This is a genomic window from Wohlfahrtiimonas chitiniclastica DSM 18708 (assembly GCF_000375345.1).
Lineage (GTDB): Bacteria > Pseudomonadota > Gammaproteobacteria > Cardiobacteriales > Wohlfahrtiimonadaceae > Wohlfahrtiimonas > Wohlfahrtiimonas chitiniclastica.
This window is the reverse complement of record NZ_AQXD01000003.1, coordinates 59,489-78,443: the sequence shown is the minus strand read 5'-3', so window position 1 is coordinate 78,443 and position 18,955 is coordinate 59,489. Positions and strand designations below refer to the sequence as shown.

Here is an 18,955-nt window from a genome sequence, read left to right as displayed (position 1 = left end):
ACTCAAAGGCTATCTCATTAAAAGGGAATGTCATCATGATTGGCGGAATCATCAAAGATATCATCGCTAAAAGGTGGCGTGATTTTTGGTGTTTTGTCAGCATCTTTTTGGGTGATGGCTTCAATTTTCTGAGCCGTTTGATCTAATAATGTGCGGCAATCTTGAATGAGCAGTGTGCCATCTGTGAAGAGTTTTAACGACTCATCTAAACTCAATTCACCAGACTCAAGCTGCTCAATCATCTGTTCGATTGAGGTGAGTTTACTTTCAATGCTTTCATCGCCAGTTTTGCGTTTTGCCACAATATTCCTCGGTTAATTGTAAAGTAATGGAATGGTCAAAAACATATGTCATGACAGAGTTAAACTCTGCAATTTTACTCAAATGAAGTATATAATACTAGCTCTTTGTCTTTTTGCTTTAGAAAAAACGAATAACGCAATCATTATCGGGCGCTCATATTTTGAATAAGGTGGTTATGTGAACAAAAGAATCGTGGCTTTGCTATCCTTGATGTTCTGTGGATTACTCATTGATCTGCCTACGAATATTGCGATGAGCCAAGCGTTACCCATCAATACGATTCTCAAAGATGGTTTAGGGGGCGAGAAGAGCGAAACCAAACAACATGAATTGCCAGATCCCTTAAAGCTCAGCGCCACATGGTGGGGATATTTTTCAAGTAAAAATGAAGATGATTTAAAAGGGGCAATTGAGGCTTTCACCAAACATGTGAGTGAGCAAATTGCTCAATTGCCCGCAGAAGAGCAAAAACAGTATCAAACGGTGGTGAATCAAATTTCTGCAAACTTAACGGCCTATGAAGCGTTTAAACGTAAGTCTGTGAAGAAAACCAACGTTGCTAAAATCGTCATTGCTCAGCAATACAGCATTAAACAGCTCATTGATTTGATGCATCAGGAGCGGGATTTAGAGGGCAATGCCCAGCGCCTTCGCTTAGAAGTGAGCGAATATGAAAAGCAGTTGCGTGCCCTTGATCGTCAGCTCAACACCAGTTTAGCCCGTTATTTAGAAATGACGAGCACTGACAGTCACCGCTTCCATGAAGGGCTCAACATCATTCAGTTACAAACAGATGCTGTGTTGATCGATGAGCGCTATAAAGCCATTAAAATTGAGCTTGAAGGCATTTTAAAGCAGTTAGATGATGTCAAAATGGTGATGGGTGTTGCGGTCAATAGCTTGGTCACCTCAGAAACGGAGATTCAGCAGCTGCGTGATGCCATCAATCAATCCGAGCAGCGAATGCAGGAGTTGTCGGCTAAATTGTCCCGTGAGCAGCAATTTGCCGCCTTGATGGATTCTTCTGGCACTAAAGAAGATGCCGCCGTTGCCCGTTATCGTGAGTTACGTGTCCTCAATACACAAGTGCATTTGGCCACCATTCAAGCGCAAATTGTGCTGTATAAGATGGAAGAAAATCTCCTGCAATTGCTCTTTGATGGCCATTCAGACAATGAAAAAGCCATGAAAATGGTGCGCCGATATGATAAAGAGCTCAGTGAGCTCAATGCCAAAGCCATCAGCCGTACAGAGCAAAATGAGATTGAGCGCATTCGTTCCACAGAATTGTTGGCTGAATCGCATGCCGATGGTGAGCAATCCCTCTTTTTGCGCAACATCATTCAAGATCGCTCAAATCTCATTCAAGACACCTCCATCACTTTGCAGCGTTTGAATGTGTTGATTGAGGACAGCAATTATGTTTCGCGCCTGACTAAAGAAAAGGTCTTAGCCTTAAGTGGCGGCTGGCGCAATACGTATTACAAAGCGCGCTTATTTTTAAGCGATGCTTGGAAAACGGCTAAAGAATCTACTTCCACATCCCTCTTTAAAGTGGGTGAAACGCCCGTGACGGCAAGCGGTTTGGTGCGCTTTGTGGTGGTATTGTTCGTCTCTTGGTGGATTGCCTTTTGGCTCAATAAATTGTTACTGCGTGTGGGCAATCGCAATGGCGGAGATAAATTGCCTGCCTTCTATTTAACAGGGCGTTTAACTTATTATTCCATCATTTTGGTAGGATTTTTAGGTGGGCTCACCATCATTGGGATTGACTTTACGAACTTTGCTTTGGTTGCCGGTGCGCTTGCAATCGGGCTGGGTTTTGGGTTGCAATCGATCGTCAATAACTTTGTGTCAGGCTTGATCATTTTGTTTGAGCGCTCGATTAAAGTGGGTGACTTCATTGAATTACAAGACCGTAATTTGCGTGGGGAAGTGCGCGCGATTAACGTGCGTGCCACAATCATTGCGGACAATGATAATGTGGAGATTGTGATTCCAAACTCAGAGCTCATCAACACCAAAATGCTCAACTGGACGCTCACAGAGCCCCATCGCCGCATTCGTTATCCATTTAGGGTGGCCTATGGCACGGATAAAGAATTGGTGCGTGAAGCAGTGCTTAAATACGCAGAAGAGGTGCCGCACACTTTAAAAGGGATTCCAGGGCGCAATCCTGCCGTGTGGCTCAATCGCTTTGGGGATTATTATTATGAATTTGAGCTCGTTGTGTGGCTCACCGCGCGTGCAGTTAAACGCCCAAACAGCGTACATGCTGCATATATGTGGGCGATTGATACTGCATTGAAAGTCAATAACATTGAAGTCCCTGTGCCACAAAGTGAATTGCGCTTTAGAGATAAGAGTGCAATGGCCATTAAGCCCTTTGAAGATGATACAGTGGAGAAGAGTTTTAAAGATGATCTGCGCGAAGTTCAGTTATCATTGTTCAAAAAAAGTGATTAAATGGGGTTGAACTCGCTATAATGTCGTCAATTTTTTAAGGTATAACGGAATTATGTCAAAAGTATTAACATTTCAGGAAATTATCCTCAAACTACAAACATTCTGGGCAGAACATGGCTGTGTGGTTTTACAACCTTACGACATGGAAGTGGGCGCAGGTACATTCCATTCAGCGACATTCTTACGCTCATTAGGCCCTGAGCCTTGGGCTTCTGCTTATGTGCAACCCTCTCGTCGCCCAACCGATGGCCGCTATGGTGAAAACCCTAACCGCTTGCAGCATTACTATCAATTCCAAGTGGTGATCAAACCTTCGCCTGCGAATTTCCAAGAGCTCTACTTAGAGTCGTTAAATGTGCTTGGCATCAACACCAAAGTGCATGATGTGCGCTTTGTGGAAGATAACTGGGAATCTCCAACGCTTGGCGCTTGGGGCTTAGGCTGGGAAGTGTGGTTAAACGGCATGGAAGTGACGCAATTTACCTATTTCCAACAAGTGGGCGGCTTAGAGTGTAAACCTGTAATGGGTGAAATCACCTATGGTTTAGAGCGCTTGGCGATGTATCTACAAAATGTAGAGAGCGTTTATGACTTAGTGTGGTCAGAAGGTCCATTTGGCATCGTCACGTATGGCGATGTGTTCCATCAAAATGAAGTGGAACAATCGACTTATAACTTTGAACATGCGGATGTGGATTTCTTATTAACGGCATTCAGTTTTTATGAGAAAGAAGCCAAACGCTTGATTGAAGCAAAATTGGCATTGCCAGCGTATGAAATGGTGTTAAAAGCATCGCATACTTTTAACTTGTTAGATGCGCGTAAAGCAATCTCCGTGACAGAACGTCAATCTTACATTTTACGTGTGCGTGAATTGGCCAAATCAGTGGCAGAAGCATATTACAACAGCCGTGAAGCTTTAGGTTTCCCGATGTTGAAAGATTAAAAAAATCTGAACATGAAAAAAGCGATCCATGGATCGCTTTTTTATTGCCGAAGAATATTAGACTTGTAATGCGTAGATCAAATCGATCATAAAGGCAATTTCATCTTTATTTTCAAGGATTTTCCAATCCGTGACGCCAATATCATCTAAAATGGATTGACCATTGGGCAAGTTTTTCATCTCTTTGAGCACTTGTTTGATGGGCTCTGCAAACTCAGCCATTTGTGGTGAGAGCACAAAGCAATGGGCAACGCTTTCGATGTCACGTGCTTGGGTTGATACCAACGCTTTAAGATCATTGGCAATCGTTTTACTGAGGCCATTGAAAATTTTAGTGGGAATCATCGCAATGTCCGCTTTGCCAGACAATAACGCTTTGATGGCTAAAATATGGTTGCTCACATCCACAAAGGTAAAATCTTCTTTAGTCAGGTTCGCAGGTTCTAATAAAATGGCGCCTAACATGCGAAGATCCGCATTGTCTGCCGCTGCAACATTGACACCTTTTGGAATATTCACCACTTCTTGAATGTCACCATTGACCTTCGTCACGATGGTCACTTCTGCCACATCACTTGTCGGTTGGGCTAAGGCAATGAACTTTTGTTCACGCACAAGCCAGCCAGCATCGTATGGATTGGCGTATAAGAAATCTATTTTGCCATCTAATAACGCTTGTTTTTGTTTTTCGAAAGATGAGAAGTCAGTCGTTGTAATGGGGGTGTTGATCTGTTTTGATAGCCATGTCGCAAAGATATACCAACCTGGTAGACGTTGTGGCGCGATGTCTGGTGCTATTGAAAAAGAGATTGTTGACATATAATACTCCATGTAATTTTTATCTTTTTACATTTGTCTGTGAAGAGTTGGTCTCAATTCTAACAGAAAGTAAAAAAATGATCGTTAATTTTGTGCTTAATTGGGCAAGGTAATGTCATTTTGTCATAGTTTACATCTTAATATTGAGGAAAATATGGAACAGTTTTTAAAGGTTGCACTTTTAGCCGCACAAGAGTCTAAAAAAATGATTCGTAAAGCGTACGAAGCACAAGGTTTTAACATTACGATTAAAGGTGATTATACACCAGTTACCGAGGTCGATGTTAATGTGGAAACCCTGATCAGATCAATTATTGTTGAAAATTTTCCTGAGCATGGATTTTGGGGTGAAGAAGGTGGCATGATCAATCCAGAGTCCGATTATCAGTGGCTCATTGATCCGATTGATGGGACTAAAGCCTTTATTCGCCGCCGTCCATTTTTCTCCACACAAATTGCGTTGATGTACAAAGGTGAGATCATTTTAGGTGTGTCATCGGCGCCATGCTTTGGCGAAGGAGAAATGGCTTATGCCACAAAAGGCAATGGCACATTCATCAATGGTGAGCGCGTACATGTGAGCGACATTACTGAATTAAAAGATGCCGTATTTTCCTCAGGCAACATTAAATCATTGGCAAAAGACAGCACAAAATGGCAAAACTATGGCCAATTGCTCTTAGCGATCAACAGCACGCGCGGCTTTGGCGACTTCTTGCATTATCATTACACAGCTGCTGGCAAAGTGGACATTGTGGTGGAATCTGATGTGACGATTTTAGACGTTGCAGCACTTTCCATCATCGTGACGGAAGCGGGCGGAAAAGTGACAGATTTAGCGGGTCAGCCTTTGAGCTTAGAGAGCACAAACATCGTGGCAACAAATGGCGCATTGCACGATGCGGTATTGAGTTATCTTCAATAAATACGCTCGCCATAGGATTGTATGAAGAACATTTTAATTTTGTGCTGTGTGTGGATCATTGTCGCATGCAGCACACCTTCTCGTGCGCCGTATATGACGGATGCACCCCTTGAGCAGCGCTTAAAGAGCATTCGTGCGAAAAAGGGTGATCCCATTTTTGTGCGCATTTTTAAAGAAGAACGCATGCTTGAAATTTGGTATGAAAAACATGGCAAATATCAGCAATTGACCAATTATCCCATTTGCTATTACTCAGGTCCTTTAGGGCCAAAGAAACGGCAGGGCGATAAGGTATCTCCTGAAGGTTTTTATCAGGTGACGCGTCGCGCGCTCAATCCCTATAGCCAATATTACAAATCATTTGATTTAGGTTTTCCGAATCAATATGACCGTTTTAAAGGTTATACGGGCGACTATTTGATGGTGCATGGCGATTGTGTCTCTGTGGGTTGCTATGCGATGACTGATCAGCAAATGGATGAGATCTATCAGTTGGTGGCCGCTTCATTGAATCGTGGTCAAAGCTCTGTGCCGGTGCATGTGTTTCCCTTTAAAATGACGGATGCGCGCTTGAGCCGAGAGAAACATTCGCCCCATTATGCTTTTTGGTTAGAGTTGAAAGAAGGGTATGATTATTTTGAGAAATATCATAAGGTTCCGAATGTCGGCATCCGAAGTGGTAAATATACGATCAACCAATAATTTGCTATTTGGTTTTAAATCGGGTATATTTCTGCCCTCAAGCATTAATGGAGAAGTGGCCGAGTGGCTGAAGGCGTTCGCCTGGAAAGCGGATATACGTTAATAGCGTATCGAGGGTTCGAATCCCTCCTTCTCCGCCAGATAATGTAATTAAGCCCTTGTTTCAAGGGCTTTTTTATTGCCTAATATTTAAATTTCATTGTGACACAATGATTTCTGTGCCAAATGGACAGATCATCTTAAGGAAAAAAAGAATGACAACTGCTGATTTTTATATCTATAAAATTAAAAAAGATGCTCAAGGTAACATTGCAGGCGCGAGAATTCGACGTGTCGATGTTGATCAAGCGGGCAAAATTTCCGTGAAAAGTTCACGTTACGCCATCAAATCATTGTTGTGTGATCTATTGAAAACACAAAAGATTGCCTTTGCCACGGCGCATTATGCGAAAAATCAAAAAGTGTGGACGCCAATGCACGCGGTGAATTTAGTGATCATTGGAGATGCGGAATATTTACGCATTGATGACGCTGAGATTGCCAAAGATGATTTAGGACAATTGCCTGAATTTTTATAATTGAACATATATTTAAGATGATAAAAAACCTCAGCATGCTGAGGTTTTTTCATATGGCTTTAAAGTTTAGCAATTAATTGAGCTGCAATGATTTTTTAGATTCCATTAAAAGATCAATCACATCTGGCGCTGTGATGATGAGGGCATCTTTGAGTAAATCCTCTTCTTTGATGCCATTGTGGATCATGCAAGTCTTACACACTTTCAGTTTGCCGCCCGCTTGTAAAAAGGTAGGCAAGAGCTCATGCAGCGCTTTAAAGGGTGCGCCAATGTCAATTTTCTCATCATAGCCTTTTTGTGCTAAAGCCACAGCATCCGAGAGCAGCACAATGTCCACGCTGTAGCCTTTATTTAAGGCTTCATTGCCCATCGTAAAAGCGATGGTGACATTGTTTGCATTCGATTCGTGTTGCGTTAAAGTGATCAATAAATCCGCCATAACATTACTCCTTAGGGTTGATTGCATGGTCGCAGCCATGCGCTAATTGCGTACAGATTAAACGGGTGACATTGTGAACCATCTCATCTTTGGTGATCAAGCCATTGAGCAGCATGCCGCCTGCGGCATTGGTGGCGCCATAGATCATGATCAAAGTGAGCTTTGGAATTTGGTAGCCTTCGGGTAAAAATGGGGCAAGGGAAGATTGAAGCGTATTGCAATAAAAGTCTTGGACTTCTAGATCAATCTGTTCATATTCAGGATACGCTTTGAGGGCAGAGATGATGGCAGAGAACTCTTTGCCATGATTGTCCATACAATTGATGCAAGTGCCGGCAAAAATGCGCACCGCATCTTTAAGGCAAGTGGCATCTTTGAGGATTTGTTGCTGCATGGTTTCAGCCACTTGTGTATAAGTTTGCTGAAAAAGGATGTGAAGCAGCGTTTTACGATTGCCAAAATGACGATAGGTGATGGGTTTTGTGACGCCTGCTTTATCCGCTAATGTGATCAAAGTGAGGGCTTCGGTGCCTTCTTCACGAATGATCTGATTGGCAACCGACAATAACTGTTCATGGCGTTCATCTTTGTGTAAACGTTGGCTTCTCAACTGCTGTATCCTTATTGATCAATAAATGATGATTCCCTATTATAGGCACAAATACGAGAAGCACATAATTTTGTGGGGATAAATTCTCAAAGATCGCGCAATATGTTAGATTATGAGCATGTTACAGCATTAAAATGTTGAAGGAATGAATTCAATGAGTAAAAAAAGTAAACCTGCGTTCAATCCGCAGATTGCGGCGAATAAAAAGGCTTTTCATGATTATTTCATCGAAGAGAAGATCGAAGCAGGCATCAGCTTAGAAGGTTGGGAAGTCAAAAGCATTCGCGCCGGCAAAGCGCAGATGAAAGAGGCGTATGTCACTTTTAAAAATGGTGAGGCGTTTCTCTTTGGGGCGCACATTGCACCGTTGATGTCGGCATCGACCCATGTGCATCCTGATCCGATCCGCACGCGTAAATTGTTGCTCCATAAGCATGAGATTGATCGCTTGATGGGTAGCATGGATCGCAAAGGTTACACCATCGTGCCATTGGCAATGTATTGGAAAAAAGGCATGGTGAAGGTGGAAATTGGTTTGGCGAAAGGTAAAAAAGATCATGACAAACGCGCAACCATCAAAGAGCGCGAATGGAACATCGAGAAACAACGTGTGTTAAAAGGAAGTGTGTAATGGTGACGATGTCAAAAAGTCGCTTAGATGAAATTGTGGCAAAAGCGAGAAAAGAGGCGGATCAGCGTGCCGCAGGTTATCGTGAACGTGCCCTTAAAATGTACTCGTGGATTTGTGGTCGCTGTGCGCGTGAGTTTGATCGCAGCAATCTATTTGAATTGACGGTGCATCACCGCGATCATGATCATGACAACAATCCGCCTGATGGCAGCAACTGGGAATTGTTGTGTTTGTATTGCCATGACAATGAGCATCAGCGCCAAGAGGAAGCTTTGCGTGCAAAATATCATGTCAGCGAAGATGAAAAAGTTGAGGTAAAACATAATCCTTTTGCAGGATTGGCGGACATGCTCAAAAAATAGGCGCAATAAAGTTTGACAGCGCCGGAGATTACGCTATAATGAGCCCCTCTTTTGAGACAAGCGCCCATAGCTCAGCTGGATAGAGTACCTGGCTACGAACCAGGCGGTCGGAGGTTCGACTCCTTCTGGGCGCGCCAATTGATAGAAACCCTGCACGAAAGTGTAGGGTTTTTTGGTATTGAGCGGATGAAAAATGATCGAAACATTTGTTTGACAGATTTAAAAATCACGCTATAATGATTGCCTCTTTTGAGAATGCGCCCATAGCTCAGCTGGATAGAGTACCTGGCTACGAACCAGGCGGTCGGAGGTTCGACTCCTTCTGGGCGCGCCAATTGATGAAGACCCTGCACATTGTGCAGGGTTTTTTCATTTCCGGCATTTAATTTTATTGGCAATAAAAAAGGCTGAAAATTCAGCCTCTTATGATTCCATAATATTGGATATTAAATACGTTTTGCCAATGCTGCGGCTTGACCAATGTAGTTGTGTGGCGTTAATTTCTTCAATTCCACTTTCACATCTTCTGGTAATTCAAGCGTGTCGATGAAGGCTGTTAATTTTGCCGCATCCACTTTTTGACCGCGGGTTAAGGCTTTGAGTTTTTCATACGGTGCTTCGATGCCATAGCGGCGCATTACGGTTTGAATCGGTTCAGCTAGGACTTCCCAGTTGTGATCTAAATCCGCATGAATGTTCGCTTCATTGACTTCTAATTTAGACAAGCCTTTTTGTAGGCTTTTATAAGCGATCATGGTGTAACCAAAGGCAGAACCTAAACTTCTTAACACCGTTGAGTCACTGAGATCACGTTGCCATCTTGAGATTGGTAATTTCTCTGCAAAATGAGTGAATAGGGCGTTTGCAATGCCAAAGTTGCCTTCTGCATTTTCAAAGTCAATCGGATTGACTTTATGCGGCATCGTTGATGAACCGACTTCACCTGCGATCACTTTTTGTTTGAAGTAAGCAAGGCTGATGTAACCCCAAATGTCACGCGCTAAGTCGATCATGATGGTGTTTGAACGGCTCATGATGTGAGAGAGTTCCGCCACATAATCGTGCGGTTCAATTTGTGTTGAATAGGGCATGAAGCTTAAACCTAAATGTTTTTCCACCAATGTCATGGCGTGGTTTTCCCAATCCACATCTGGATAAGCCACCATGTGCGCATTGTAGTTACCGACAGCACCATTGATTTTGCCAAAGAACTCAAAGTTCTCAAGGGCTTTGTATTGGCGCTCTAAGCGATACACTACGTTGGCCATCTCTTTACCAAGCGTTGAGGGTGTGGCCGATTGTCCATGTGTGCGTGACAACAATGGAATGTCTGCCAATGTGTGTGCCATTGTGCGAAGCGTTGCGATGATGTTGGCCAATTCTGGCATCATCACATCATTGACGCTCTCTTTAAGCATCAATGCATAGGATAAGTTGTTGATGTCTTCAGAAGTACACGCAAAGTGTAAAAACTCAGAGTATTGCTCCACTTCAGGGACAGAACGGAACGCATCTTTTAACCAATATTCCACCGCTTTGACATCATGATTGGTGGTTTTTTCGATCTCTTTGACGGCTTTAGCATCGCTTGGCGCAAAGTTTAGATAAATGTCGCGCAACAACTGCACGGTGTCATTAGAGAATGCAGGCACTTCAGGAATGCCTGCATTTTCAGACAATGCGATGAACCATTCAATTTCTACAGTGATTCTAGCTTTCACTAAGCCATATTCACTCATGAGTTTTTGTAATGGTGAGGTTTGGCGTGAATAACGACCATCGAGTGGAGAAAGTGCAGTAATTGCATCCAACATATTTAAGCCCCTTTAGGAATAACAATGTTTGAAGAAAATTTAAAACAGCCGATCAAAAATAATAACCACGCAATCATCAATGAGATGCCGCCAATGGGGGCAACCATTCCGAATGCTGTGATGCCCGTCAATGCGATCGCATATAAGCTACCGGCAAAGCACACAATGCCAAGCGTGAAGAGTGCGCTGGCAATGAAAAAATAACGTTGGGTTTGAAATAAATAGGCTGCCAATGCCGATAAAAGAATGGCAATGCCATGAATCATTTGATAATAATTGCCGCGCTCCCATAAACTCATTTGATATTCGTTAAACATCGGTTTTAACGCATGCGCACCAAATGCGCCAAAGGCAACGGCAAGGGCGCACATCAATCCGCCAATGATGAAAAAACTACGCATGAGCATTCTCCTCAAAAAGTTCTAGGAGCGCTGTATGATCCGGGCGACCAATTTTCGCACGGTGATCATCCGTCACCACAATCGGGCGTTCTAGTAGGGCGATGTTATCGGCTAAATGGGCAAGTTTTTCAGCATCTGACCAAGTTGCCCATTGATCTTTAACAGGGGCAAATGCATCATCTTTCATGCGCACCATGGCATCAATGTTGTGATCAAGGTAACCGGCAATCTCTGTCAATGTCGCAAGGCTTGGTGGGGTTTTTAAGTAGTTGATGACATTAAATGTCACCCCTTTTTCTGTCAGCAGCGCCAATGCTGCACGAGATTTAGAACAATTGTCATTATGATAAATGGTCCACATTATGGCCTCCCGAGACGATAAAATTCTTGTAAATAATTGACACGCTGCTTTGGACTCATGATGCGAATGCCAGGCAGCTTAGGAAAATCTTTCGGCAACATTGATTCGGCAATGTATAACGTGTGTTTTGTGCGCGTGATGGCGACATACAAGAGATTAATCTCTTCAATGATTTTAAGGATTTGGCTGGCATCTGCGCTTTTTGCTAAGCGTTTGACTTCATCTTCTGTAATGAAATCCTCCACTAAATAGACTTCATCATATTCAAGCCCTTTGCTGCGATGAACCGTTGAAAAGACTAAATCTGCCGTGGCTTTGTCCTCTTTATCCACTAAACGCGCTTTGAGCTTTTTCATGACATTAAAGATATTCGCGCCATAGAGTCTCACAAGCTCAATCAGCATTTTCAGTTGTGCATCATTGGTGGTTTCGGCATATTCCTCAAGGGCTTCAAGGCTTGGGAAGGTTTTAATCATCGGGCTATGGATTTTATCGAATTTGCCCAAATGTAAATTCACCACATCATAAAGGGATGTGCCTTCCTCCGTATGGGTATAAGCATGAATGCTGCCTTCAAAGTAAAGGCTACCTGTGAGGGATGGATCATGAATATAACGAATGGCTTCACGCAATAAGCCTAAATTGGTGCGCCCGAGGACAATCTTTTGATGTTGGTTTGCACGGTTGCCCATGCCTTCGATTTTGGCATCTTCTTTGATGTGTAGATGGGATTTCCATGCCAAGATTGATTGCGCTAATTGGGCAATGTCTGAAGAAAATCGAAAGCTACAACTTAAAGGGAAGGTGACAAAGTCTGTCTCCTCCAAGGCATTGACGGCATAACGCCAACTGTAAATTTGTTGATGACGATCCCCGACGATCATTTTTTTCGCAGGTTGCTTTAAGAAAATGTCCAGCATCACAGGCGATGCATCTTGTCCTTCATCAAAGCAAATGTAATCAAAGGGCAATTGTGGGCTCAATAATTGGAATTTTTTGAGGTAAAAGTCATGGGTGATGGCAATGTCAGCCTGATTCATTTTGCGCATCCACGTGCGCGTGTGTTCAGTGATTTCATGGTGATTATTATTGACAAAGGCTTTAGCTTTCGCATCGCTCAAAGTGGCTGCGTAATCAAGCTCAGAAGCGCTTCGGATGGCACTATTGCAATAGAGCATCATCAGTTGATCAATGTGGTGCGCCATTAAATAAGCGCGCTGCATGGGCATCGATTGCCCAAGCTCTAAAATCTGAACGATCTCAGGCAGGCTATAACCATTATTTTTGATCTGATAACCACCGCGGCGCACAATATAACGATAGGCCAATGAGTGGGCTGTTTCCACCGTCACATTGTACAGTTGTGCGTCACGAAAGCGAATCATCGCTTCTTGTTTGACGGTTTGGTTAAAGGCTAAATAGAGGATCCGAGCATCAAGCGGACGGGATTTTGCATAGGCAACGATGGTGGTTGTCTTGCCAGAGCCAGCAACCGCATTCACTTTTAAGTTGGCATCAATTGCAAGAATCGCATCTTGCTCGGGGGTCAGCTTCATTATTTAGGCAAAGTCATAAGATCGAGGTGATATTACAAAAGTGCTATTCTAACAAAGATCATAAAAGATTGAGCGACTAAATTGCGGGAGAGTGAATGCAAATTCTGATGGTGGGTTATGGTGCAATGGCAAAAGTGGTGATGCAAGCATTGCCTAAAGAGATGGCCATTCGATGGTTGGTGGTGCGTGAGGGCAAGGTTCAAGCGGTGCAGCATGAAGTGGGTAGCCACATTCAAGTGGTGTCAAATATTGATGACATTCAAGGCGCGCCCGATGCGGTGATTGAAGTGGCAGGGCAAAGTGCCCTACAAATGCATTTACCGAAAGCCATTGCCTTTGGCGTGCCGATTGGCATCATTTCTGTCGGTGCATTTGCAGATGATCAATGGCAGCAATCGATGGTGGCATCCGCGGAAAAATATGGCAGCCGTTTGCATATTTTATCTGGGGCGATTGCAGGTGTTGATGCATTGAGTGCTGCGAAGCATGCAGGCTTAGATGAAGTGATCTATCAAGGCAGAAAGCCGCCTGCCGGTTGGCAAGGGAGCCATGCGGAGCATTTGGTGAATTTATCTGAATTGACAGACGCGGTCACATTTTATCGTGGGACTGCTCGGGAGGCTGCTCAGCTATTTCCTGCCAATACCAATGTGGCAGCAACCCTTGCGTTGGCAGGCATTGGCATGGATCAAACAACAGTGGAGCTCACTGCAGATCCGAATATTGGTCGCAATCAACATCAAGTGAAGGCACGCGGCGCTTTTGGGCAATTAGCATTGGTGATTGAAGGTGATCCCCTTAAGGATAACCCGAAAACCTCGCAATTAGCTGCGATGAGTGTGGTGCGTTTTTGTTATGATTTAATCAATCCCATGGTCATTGCATAAATTGATTGATGAAATTTAGACAATAAAAAAGCCGACATTGTCGGCTTTTTTAATGATGCAGAACTGATTACACAGATTTAACTGCAGCAATCATATCATTGACCATCTTCTGAGCATCGCCATACACCATGTTGGTATTGTCGAGGTAGAAGAGGTGGTTTTCAATGCCAGAGAAGCCCGCGCCTTGACCGCGCTTAATCACAAACACTTGTTTTGCCATGTCCGCATTTAAGATTGGCATGCCATAAATTGGGCTGGATTTATCTGTACGTGCCACAGGGTTCACAACGTCGTTTGCACCGATCACTAAAACCGCATCCGTGTCTTTAAACTCATCGTTGATTTCATCTAAGTCAAAGATCAAGTCATAAGGAATGCCAGCTTCTGCAAGCAATACGTTCATGTGTCCTGGCATACGACCGGCCACAGGATGGATGGCAAATTTCACATCCACGCCTTTATCTTCAAGCAATTTTGTCAATTCAGCCACTTTGTGCTGCGCTTGCGCCACTGCTAAACCATACCCCGGAACGATGATGACTTTTTGCGCATACGCCATGGTCATCGCTGCATCGCCTGCGCCCACTGGCTTTAAGCTGCCCGTGATCTCTTCAGCACTGGCTTGTGCATCACCAAAGTTAGAGAACAATACGTTAGACAATGAACGGTTCATCGCTTTGGCCATTAAAATGGTCAATAAAGAACCCGCTGCACCCACAACCATACCGGAAACCACTAAGCCGTAGTTATGGGTTGCGATCCCTTCAAATGCCACAGCTAAACCTGTTAACGCATTGAATAAAGAGATGACCACAGGCATGTCCGCGCCGCCAATTGGAATGGCGATCAAAATGCCTAATGCAGATGCCACCACAAACAATAAAACCACATAGAAGTAATCTGGGTGTGTGGCATCGGGTGCCACATTAGCCAGCATGATCACAAATAAAATGGCTGCCATCAATAAACCTGCATTGATGAGGTTACGACCTTTGATGCGCACGGTTTTGTTCATGCGACCGTCTAATTTCATCCATGCGATGATGGAACCAGTAAAGGAGATCACACCGATTAAACCACCAATGCCCGCTAACAACAGCATAGGCGGTACGCTTCTAAAGTCTGCGCCACTGTGTAATTCCACCAATGTGCCTGTACGAAGCAATGTGATGGCAGCAATACATGCTGCAGAGGCTGAGCCCACACCGTTATAAATGGCGATCATTTGTGGCATGTCCGTCATTTTGACGCTTTTTGCCGTAATGTTCGCAATGATGCCACCGATTAAAATGGCGATGATGATGAGTAAGTAGTTACTATGCACATCAGGATGAATGAAGGTGATGAGGGTGGCAAAAGCCATCGCGTAACCTGCCCAAACAATCCCTGAACGTGCTGTTGAAGGATGGCTCATGCGTTTGAGCGCAAAAATAAAAGTGATCGCCGTGGCAAAATAGCCAAGATTAACGATAAATTGTAATAATCCACTCATTGTTTATTTCCCCTTTTTATCGCTTGGCTTAAACATTTCGAGCATGCGTTCGGTCACAACGTAACCCCCCACAGCATTTGCTGCACCAAAAATCACTGCGATGAAACCTAAAGTTGTTTGCCAAAAGCCCTCAGCTTCGCCAAGTGCGATCATTGCGCCAATTAAAACGACGCCATGAATAAAGTTAGAACCGGACATTAACGGCGTGTGTAAGATTGCAGGCACCCTTGAAATGATTTCAAACCCCACAATCGCCGCAAGTGCGATGACGAAAAGTGTAATCATGATTATTTCTCCAATGTTTGACGAACGCGTTCATGCACGATTTTGCCATCTTTCGTTAAGAGGCATTGCGCGATCACTTCATCGTCATAATCTAAAGTCAATTGTCCCTCGGCCATAAAAGGTGAGAGCAAGTTAAAGATGTTTTTTGCATACATTTCTGATGCATGAAGGGCTGCGCGAGAAGCAACATTCACAGGGCCAGAGATGGTGACATTGTTGTATTGCACAATTTTACCCACTTGCGTCAATGCGCAGTTGCCGCCTGTTTCTGCTGCTAAATCGATGATGACAGAACCTGCTGGCATCTCTTCGACCATATCTTCTGTGATGATCACAGGCGCTTTACGACCCGGAATGGCAGCTGTGCTGATCACCGCATGGGCTTTACTCAAATGTTTTTTAAGGGCAGCCGCTTGCATGGCCACTTCTTCTTCTGTTAACTCACGGGCATAACCGCCTTCACCCGCTGCATTGACACCTGTATCAATGAGTTTAGCACCCAAAGATTCCACTTGTTCTTTCGCATCAGGGCGAATGTCATAGGCTTCCACTTGTGCACCTAAGCGGCGTGCGGTACCAATGGCTTGTAAGCCTGCAACACCTGCGCCAATGACCACAACTTTTGCAGGGCGAATGGTGCCTGCCGCTGTGGTTAACATTGGGAATAAACGTGGTGACAAGGAAGCGGCCATCAATACACCTTCATAGCCCACAATGGTGGCTTGAGAGGAGAGGGCATCCATGCTTTGAGCACGTGTGATTCTTGGAATCAATTCCATCGCAAATGACGTGATGTTTTTCGCTTGAAGCGCTTTGACCACATCTGCATTTTGATAAGGGTTGAGTAAACCCACTAAAATGGAGTTTGGCGCAAGGGCTTCGATGGTGTCTAAGCTTGGGGATTGCACACAAAGGACAATATCATTTTCACTAAATGTTGGGGCTTTGACCGCAACATCTTGGTAACTTTCATCGGGGAAGAAAGCTTGCTTGCCAGCATTTGGCGTGACAGTTACAGAGAATCCGAGATCACTGAAACGTTTGGCAACTAAAGGATCAAGCGCAACACGCTTCTCCTGAGCTGCACATTCCTTGAGGACAATAATATTTTGTGTCATGTGTACACCTTAAAATTGCAGTTAATATATTAAGTCGGGTCATCCTATCATATTTTTTTAATTATCCGTATTTGCACGAAGTAATTAATTAATTTTGCTCAATATTTGTCGGTTTTTCACCCTGTAAATTCGAGGATGTAATGCGCTGTCTGAAGGTACTGAGTTTGATGGATTGATCCGGCTCTTTTTGAAGCTCATAAATCACCTCATAGACGATGGAGGGATTCTCAACGTCTGTGGGGACATTTGGCCCTTCCACTTTATATTGCGCAAGCACGCCACACAAGCGTTTGTTGCGATTAGGATCAAAGTAAAGCTCTTGATTATACGCATAATTTTGAATGGTTAAGGTGGCATTTGGTGATGAGCTTTTCACAAGTTCAGGAATGCCTTGGGCTAAAATTTTTTCAAGTAGGGCGGTGCTGCTGTCATCGGTGCATTCTTCAATGATGTTGATGTCATCAGTCTCAATGCCTGTCACCGTGGATTCTGCTTCTAGAGCATTGGCTGAACGAAACTCTATGGCGCCCATTTTCCATGCCACGCCTGCCCCTGCAAGCAATAACACCACGAGGGACCATGCATAAACTGCCGAAGAACGCTGTGTAGATGTTTGTTTTAATTCTTGATTATCTGACATAAAAAGTGCTCCATAAAGTTAAGTTATTGACATTGTTATTCGTCTGTACCCGCCATATTGTTATAGTCGATGGTGGTCAAATTTGCAAAGCGAGAGTATTTGCCTTGGAATGCTAATTTAACGGTGCCAATTGGGCCGTTACGTTGTTTACCAATGATCACTTCCGCGACGCCTTTGTCGGGACTCTCAGGATTGTATACTTCATCGCGATAAATAAAGCAAATTAAGTCGGCATCCTGCTCGATCGCTCCGGATTCACGTAAGTCACTCATAATTGGACGTTTATTAGGACGTTGCTCAAGGCTTCGGTTGAGCTGCGAGAGCACAATCACGGGCACTTCTAATTCACGCGCCATCAGTTTAAGTGAACGGGAAATTTCAGACACCTCCGCAACACGTTGCTCGCCTAAACCGGGGACTTTCATCAATTGCAGGTAATCCACCATGATGAGCCCTAAATCTTTCTCTTCACGTTTAAGACGACGGGCACGGGCGCGCATTTCAGAGGGGCTTAAGCCGCCCTGATCATCAATAAAAATGCGGGTTTGATTGAGCTGCTTTGTGGCAGAAACCAAGCGCTGCATTTCATGGGCATCTAAACGGCCGGAACGTAAATTGGTTTGTTCAATGCGCCCAAGGGATGAGAACATCCGCATCACGAGTTGCTCTGCGGGCATCTCCATACTGAAAACGGCAATGGGTTTTTTAGTGGATAAGGCAACCGCCTCAACAATGTTCATGGCAAACGTGGTTTTACCCATCGAAGGACGACCTGCAACCACAATCATATCGCCGTTTTGTAAGCCTGACGTCATGTTGTCAAACTCAGTCCAGCCCGTGGGTGCACCGGTGATGCCATCTTCAATTTTACCGAGTTCATCTAATCGCTGAAGGGAGGCTTGCAAAACAGTATTGATGCCGACTAAACCTTCGCCAGCTTTTGAGCCTTGCTCTGCGATGGAAAATACGCTTTTTTCGGCATCTTCAAGCATCTCTGCGGTGGTTTTACCATCTGGATTAAAACCTGTGTCCACAATTTTTGAACCAGCACCTATGAGCTGACGAACAATGGAGCGATCACGAATGATGTCAGCGTAGGCCGTGATGTTTGTCGCGCCGGTTGTTTCAGCGGCGAGCATTGCTAAATAAGTACGGCCGCCTGCATCTTCTAATTTATTTTGCTGCGCTAAGTGATCGGCCACCGTCAAAATGTCAATCGGTTTGCCATCTTCAGCCAATGCTTGAATGGTGGTGAAAATTAAACGATGATCCCCACGATAGAAGTCAATGGCACTGATGCGTCCATCAATGCGTTGCCAACCTTCTGCATCATAAAGCAGGGCGCCAAGCAAGGCTTGCTCTGCTTCTATGGAGTGCGGTGGGATTTTAAGTTGCTGAATTTGTTGATCATCCATGGTGCTGACAGGTTTCCTAATGATGGACTGAATAAAGGGCGATAATTCTAACATAGATCATGAAATTTTAATTATGCAGGCATCGATTGCGAATTTTTACTTGCAACTATGAATCGTTCTCGTTAGAATCTTCGTAATTTGTTGAATTTATAGCGAAGTCATCTTGTCATTTTTGACATCATTCAACACGTGTGACACATTCAAA

Annotated in this window: 21 protein-coding genes and 3 tRNA genes; 11 read left to right on the top strand and 13 right to left on the bottom strand. The window is 44.0% G+C overall.

Annotated elements, in window-relative coordinates; all coding sequences use genetic code 11:
* Positions 1-17: 17 nt before the first annotated feature.
* The gene (xseB, locus tag B143_RS0106920) at positions 18-302 is read right to left on the bottom strand and encodes an exodeoxyribonuclease VII small subunit (RefSeq protein ID WP_018122715.1); all 285 of its coding nucleotides are present in this window, start codon (positions 300-302) and stop codon (positions 18-20) included.
* Positions 303-480: 178 nt separating this feature from the next.
* Between xseB and B143_RS0106915 the strand changes: the two genes are divergently transcribed.
* Both B143_RS0106915 and glyQ read left to right on the top strand, forming a co-directional pair.
* Complete coding sequence (locus B143_RS0106915) at positions 481-2,769, top strand: mechanosensitive ion channel domain-containing protein (protein WP_018122714.1); 2,289 nt, start codon at positions 481-483, stop codon at positions 2,767-2,769.
* A gap of 52 nt (positions 2,770-2,821) precedes the next feature.
* On the top strand, positions 2,822-3,715 hold the full coding sequence (gene glyQ / locus B143_RS0106910; RefSeq protein ID WP_018122713.1) for a glycine--tRNA ligase subunit alpha: 894 nt from the start codon (positions 2,822-2,824) through the stop codon (positions 3,713-3,715).
* Positions 3,716-3,772: 57 nt separating this feature from the next.
* Here glyQ and B143_RS0106905 read toward each other — a convergent pair whose 3' ends face one another.
* Positions 3,773-4,534: a PhnD/SsuA/transferrin family substrate-binding protein gene (locus tag B143_RS0106905; RefSeq protein ID WP_018122712.1), complete on the bottom strand. Its 762-nt coding sequence runs from the start codon at positions 4,532-4,534 to the stop codon at positions 3,773-3,775.
* 154 nt (positions 4,535-4,688) lie between these two features.
* Here B143_RS0106905 and B143_RS0106900 point away from each other — a divergent pair, with 154 nt between their 5' ends.
* The 4 genes from B143_RS0106900 (at position 4,689) to B143_RS0106885 (ending at position 6,739) form a co-directional block, all read left to right on the top strand.
* Positions 4,689-5,459 (top strand): inositol monophosphatase family protein, encoded by a 771-nt coding sequence (locus B143_RS0106900; protein WP_008315405.1) that lies wholly within the window; start codon positions 4,689-4,691, stop codon positions 5,457-5,459.
* 21 nt (positions 5,460-5,480) lie between these two features.
* Positions 5,481-6,161, top strand: a complete 681-nt coding sequence (locus B143_RS0106895) for a L,D-transpeptidase family protein (RefSeq protein ID WP_018122711.1) — start codon at positions 5,481-5,483, stop codon at positions 6,159-6,161.
* A gap of 49 nt (positions 6,162-6,210) precedes the next feature.
* A tRNA-Ser gene (locus B143_RS0106890) sits at positions 6,211-6,301 on the top strand.
* Between the two features lie 114 nt (positions 6,302-6,415).
* A complete protein-coding gene (locus tag B143_RS0106885; RefSeq protein WP_018122710.1) occupies positions 6,416-6,739 on the top strand; it encodes a hypothetical protein in 324 nt (107 codons plus the stop codon).
* A gap of 73 nt (positions 6,740-6,812) precedes the next feature.
* Here the strand turns inward: B143_RS0106885 and B143_RS0106880 are convergent, their stop codons facing one another.
* Together B143_RS0106880 and B143_RS0106875 are read right to left on the bottom strand one after the other, a co-directional pair.
* On the bottom strand, positions 6,813-7,178 hold the full coding sequence (locus tag B143_RS0106880) for a DsrE family protein (protein WP_018122709.1): 366 nt from the start codon (positions 7,176-7,178) through the stop codon (positions 6,813-6,815).
* A 4-nt stretch (positions 7,179-7,182) separates the two neighbouring features.
* Positions 7,183-7,788 carry a TetR/AcrR family transcriptional regulator gene (locus B143_RS0106875; RefSeq protein ID WP_018122708.1) on the bottom strand — a complete coding sequence of 202 codons (606 nt, stop codon included), beginning with the start codon at positions 7,786-7,788 and terminating at the stop codon, positions 7,183-7,185.
* A gap of 154 nt (positions 7,789-7,942) precedes the next feature.
* On the opposite strand from B143_RS0106875, the gene smpB reads away from it, so the two are divergent.
* From smpB to B143_RS0106855, 4 genes are all read left to right on the top strand, one after another.
* Positions 7,943-8,419, top strand: coding sequence for an SsrA-binding protein SmpB (gene smpB, locus B143_RS0106870; RefSeq protein ID WP_018122707.1), 477 nt, complete (start codon positions 7,943-7,945; stop codon positions 8,417-8,419).
* Complete coding sequence (locus tag B143_RS0106865) at positions 8,419-8,781, top strand: YajD family HNH nuclease (RefSeq protein ID WP_008315399.1); 363 nt, start codon at positions 8,419-8,421, stop codon at positions 8,779-8,781. Before smpB ends, B143_RS0106865 begins: the two co-directional genes overlap by 1 nt.
* Before the next feature lie 60 nt (positions 8,782-8,841).
* A tRNA-Arg gene (locus B143_RS0106860) sits at positions 8,842-8,918 on the top strand.
* A gap of 120 nt (positions 8,919-9,038) precedes the next feature.
* Positions 9,039-9,115 (top strand) — tRNA-Arg (locus tag B143_RS0106855).
* Positions 9,116-9,227: 112 nt separating this feature from the next.
* Here the strand turns inward: B143_RS0106855 and purB are convergent.
* The 4 genes from purB to B143_RS0106835 are packed head-to-tail and all read right to left on the bottom strand — an operon-like array spanning position 9,228 to position 12,913.
* Positions 9,228-10,595 (bottom strand): adenylosuccinate lyase, encoded by a 1,368-nt coding sequence (purB, locus tag B143_RS0106850; protein ID WP_018122706.1) that lies wholly within the window; start codon positions 10,593-10,595, stop codon positions 9,228-9,230.
* A 2-nt stretch (positions 10,596-10,597) separates the two neighbouring features.
* Positions 10,598-10,996, bottom strand: coding sequence for a DUF423 domain-containing protein (locus B143_RS0106845; protein ID WP_018122705.1), 399 nt, complete (start codon positions 10,994-10,996; stop codon positions 10,598-10,600).
* The gene (locus B143_RS0106840) at positions 10,989-11,357 is read right to left on the bottom strand and encodes an ArsC/Spx/MgsR family protein (protein WP_018122704.1); all 369 of its coding nucleotides are present in this window, start codon (positions 11,355-11,357) and stop codon (positions 10,989-10,991) included. The genes B143_RS0106845 and B143_RS0106840 overlap by 8 nt, the downstream gene beginning before the upstream one ends.
* Complete coding sequence (locus tag B143_RS0106835; protein WP_018122703.1) at positions 11,357-12,913, bottom strand: UvrD-helicase domain-containing protein; 1,557 nt, start codon at positions 12,911-12,913, stop codon at positions 11,357-11,359. The genes B143_RS0106840 and B143_RS0106835 overlap by 1 nt, the downstream gene beginning before the upstream one ends.
* 95 nt (positions 12,914-13,008) lie before the next feature.
* Between B143_RS0106835 and B143_RS0106830 the strand changes: the two genes are divergently transcribed.
* Positions 13,009-13,800: an aspartate dehydrogenase gene (locus B143_RS0106830; RefSeq protein WP_018122702.1), complete on the top strand. Its 792-nt coding sequence runs from the start codon at positions 13,009-13,011 to the stop codon at positions 13,798-13,800.
* Between the two features lie 67 nt (positions 13,801-13,867).
* Here B143_RS0106830 and B143_RS0106825 read toward each other — a convergent pair whose 3' ends face one another.
* The 5 genes from B143_RS0106825 to dnaB form a co-directional block, all read right to left on the bottom strand.
* Entirely contained in the window at positions 13,868-15,292 is a 1,425-nt protein-coding gene (locus tag B143_RS0106825) for an NAD(P)(+) transhydrogenase (Re/Si-specific) subunit beta (RefSeq protein ID WP_018122701.1), read from the bottom strand.
* Between the two features lie 3 nt (positions 15,293-15,295).
* Positions 15,296-15,577, bottom strand: coding sequence for an NAD(P) transhydrogenase subunit alpha part 2 (locus tag B143_RS0106820; protein WP_008315384.1), 282 nt, complete (start codon positions 15,575-15,577; stop codon positions 15,296-15,298).
* Between the two features lie 2 nt (positions 15,578-15,579).
* On the bottom strand, positions 15,580-16,695 hold the full coding sequence (locus B143_RS0106815) for an NAD(P) transhydrogenase subunit alpha (RefSeq protein WP_018122700.1): 1,116 nt from the start codon (positions 16,693-16,695) through the stop codon (positions 15,580-15,582).
* Between the two features lie 88 nt (positions 16,696-16,783).
* Positions 16,784-17,335, bottom strand: a complete 552-nt coding sequence (locus B143_RS0106810; RefSeq protein WP_018122699.1) for a hypothetical protein — start codon at positions 17,333-17,335, stop codon at positions 16,784-16,786.
* Between the two features lie 35 nt (positions 17,336-17,370).
* The gene (gene dnaB / locus B143_RS0106805) at positions 17,371-18,750 is read right to left on the bottom strand and encodes a replicative DNA helicase (protein ID WP_018122698.1); all 1,380 of its coding nucleotides are present in this window, start codon (positions 18,748-18,750) and stop codon (positions 17,371-17,373) included.
* Positions 18,751-18,955: the final 205 nt, after the last annotated feature.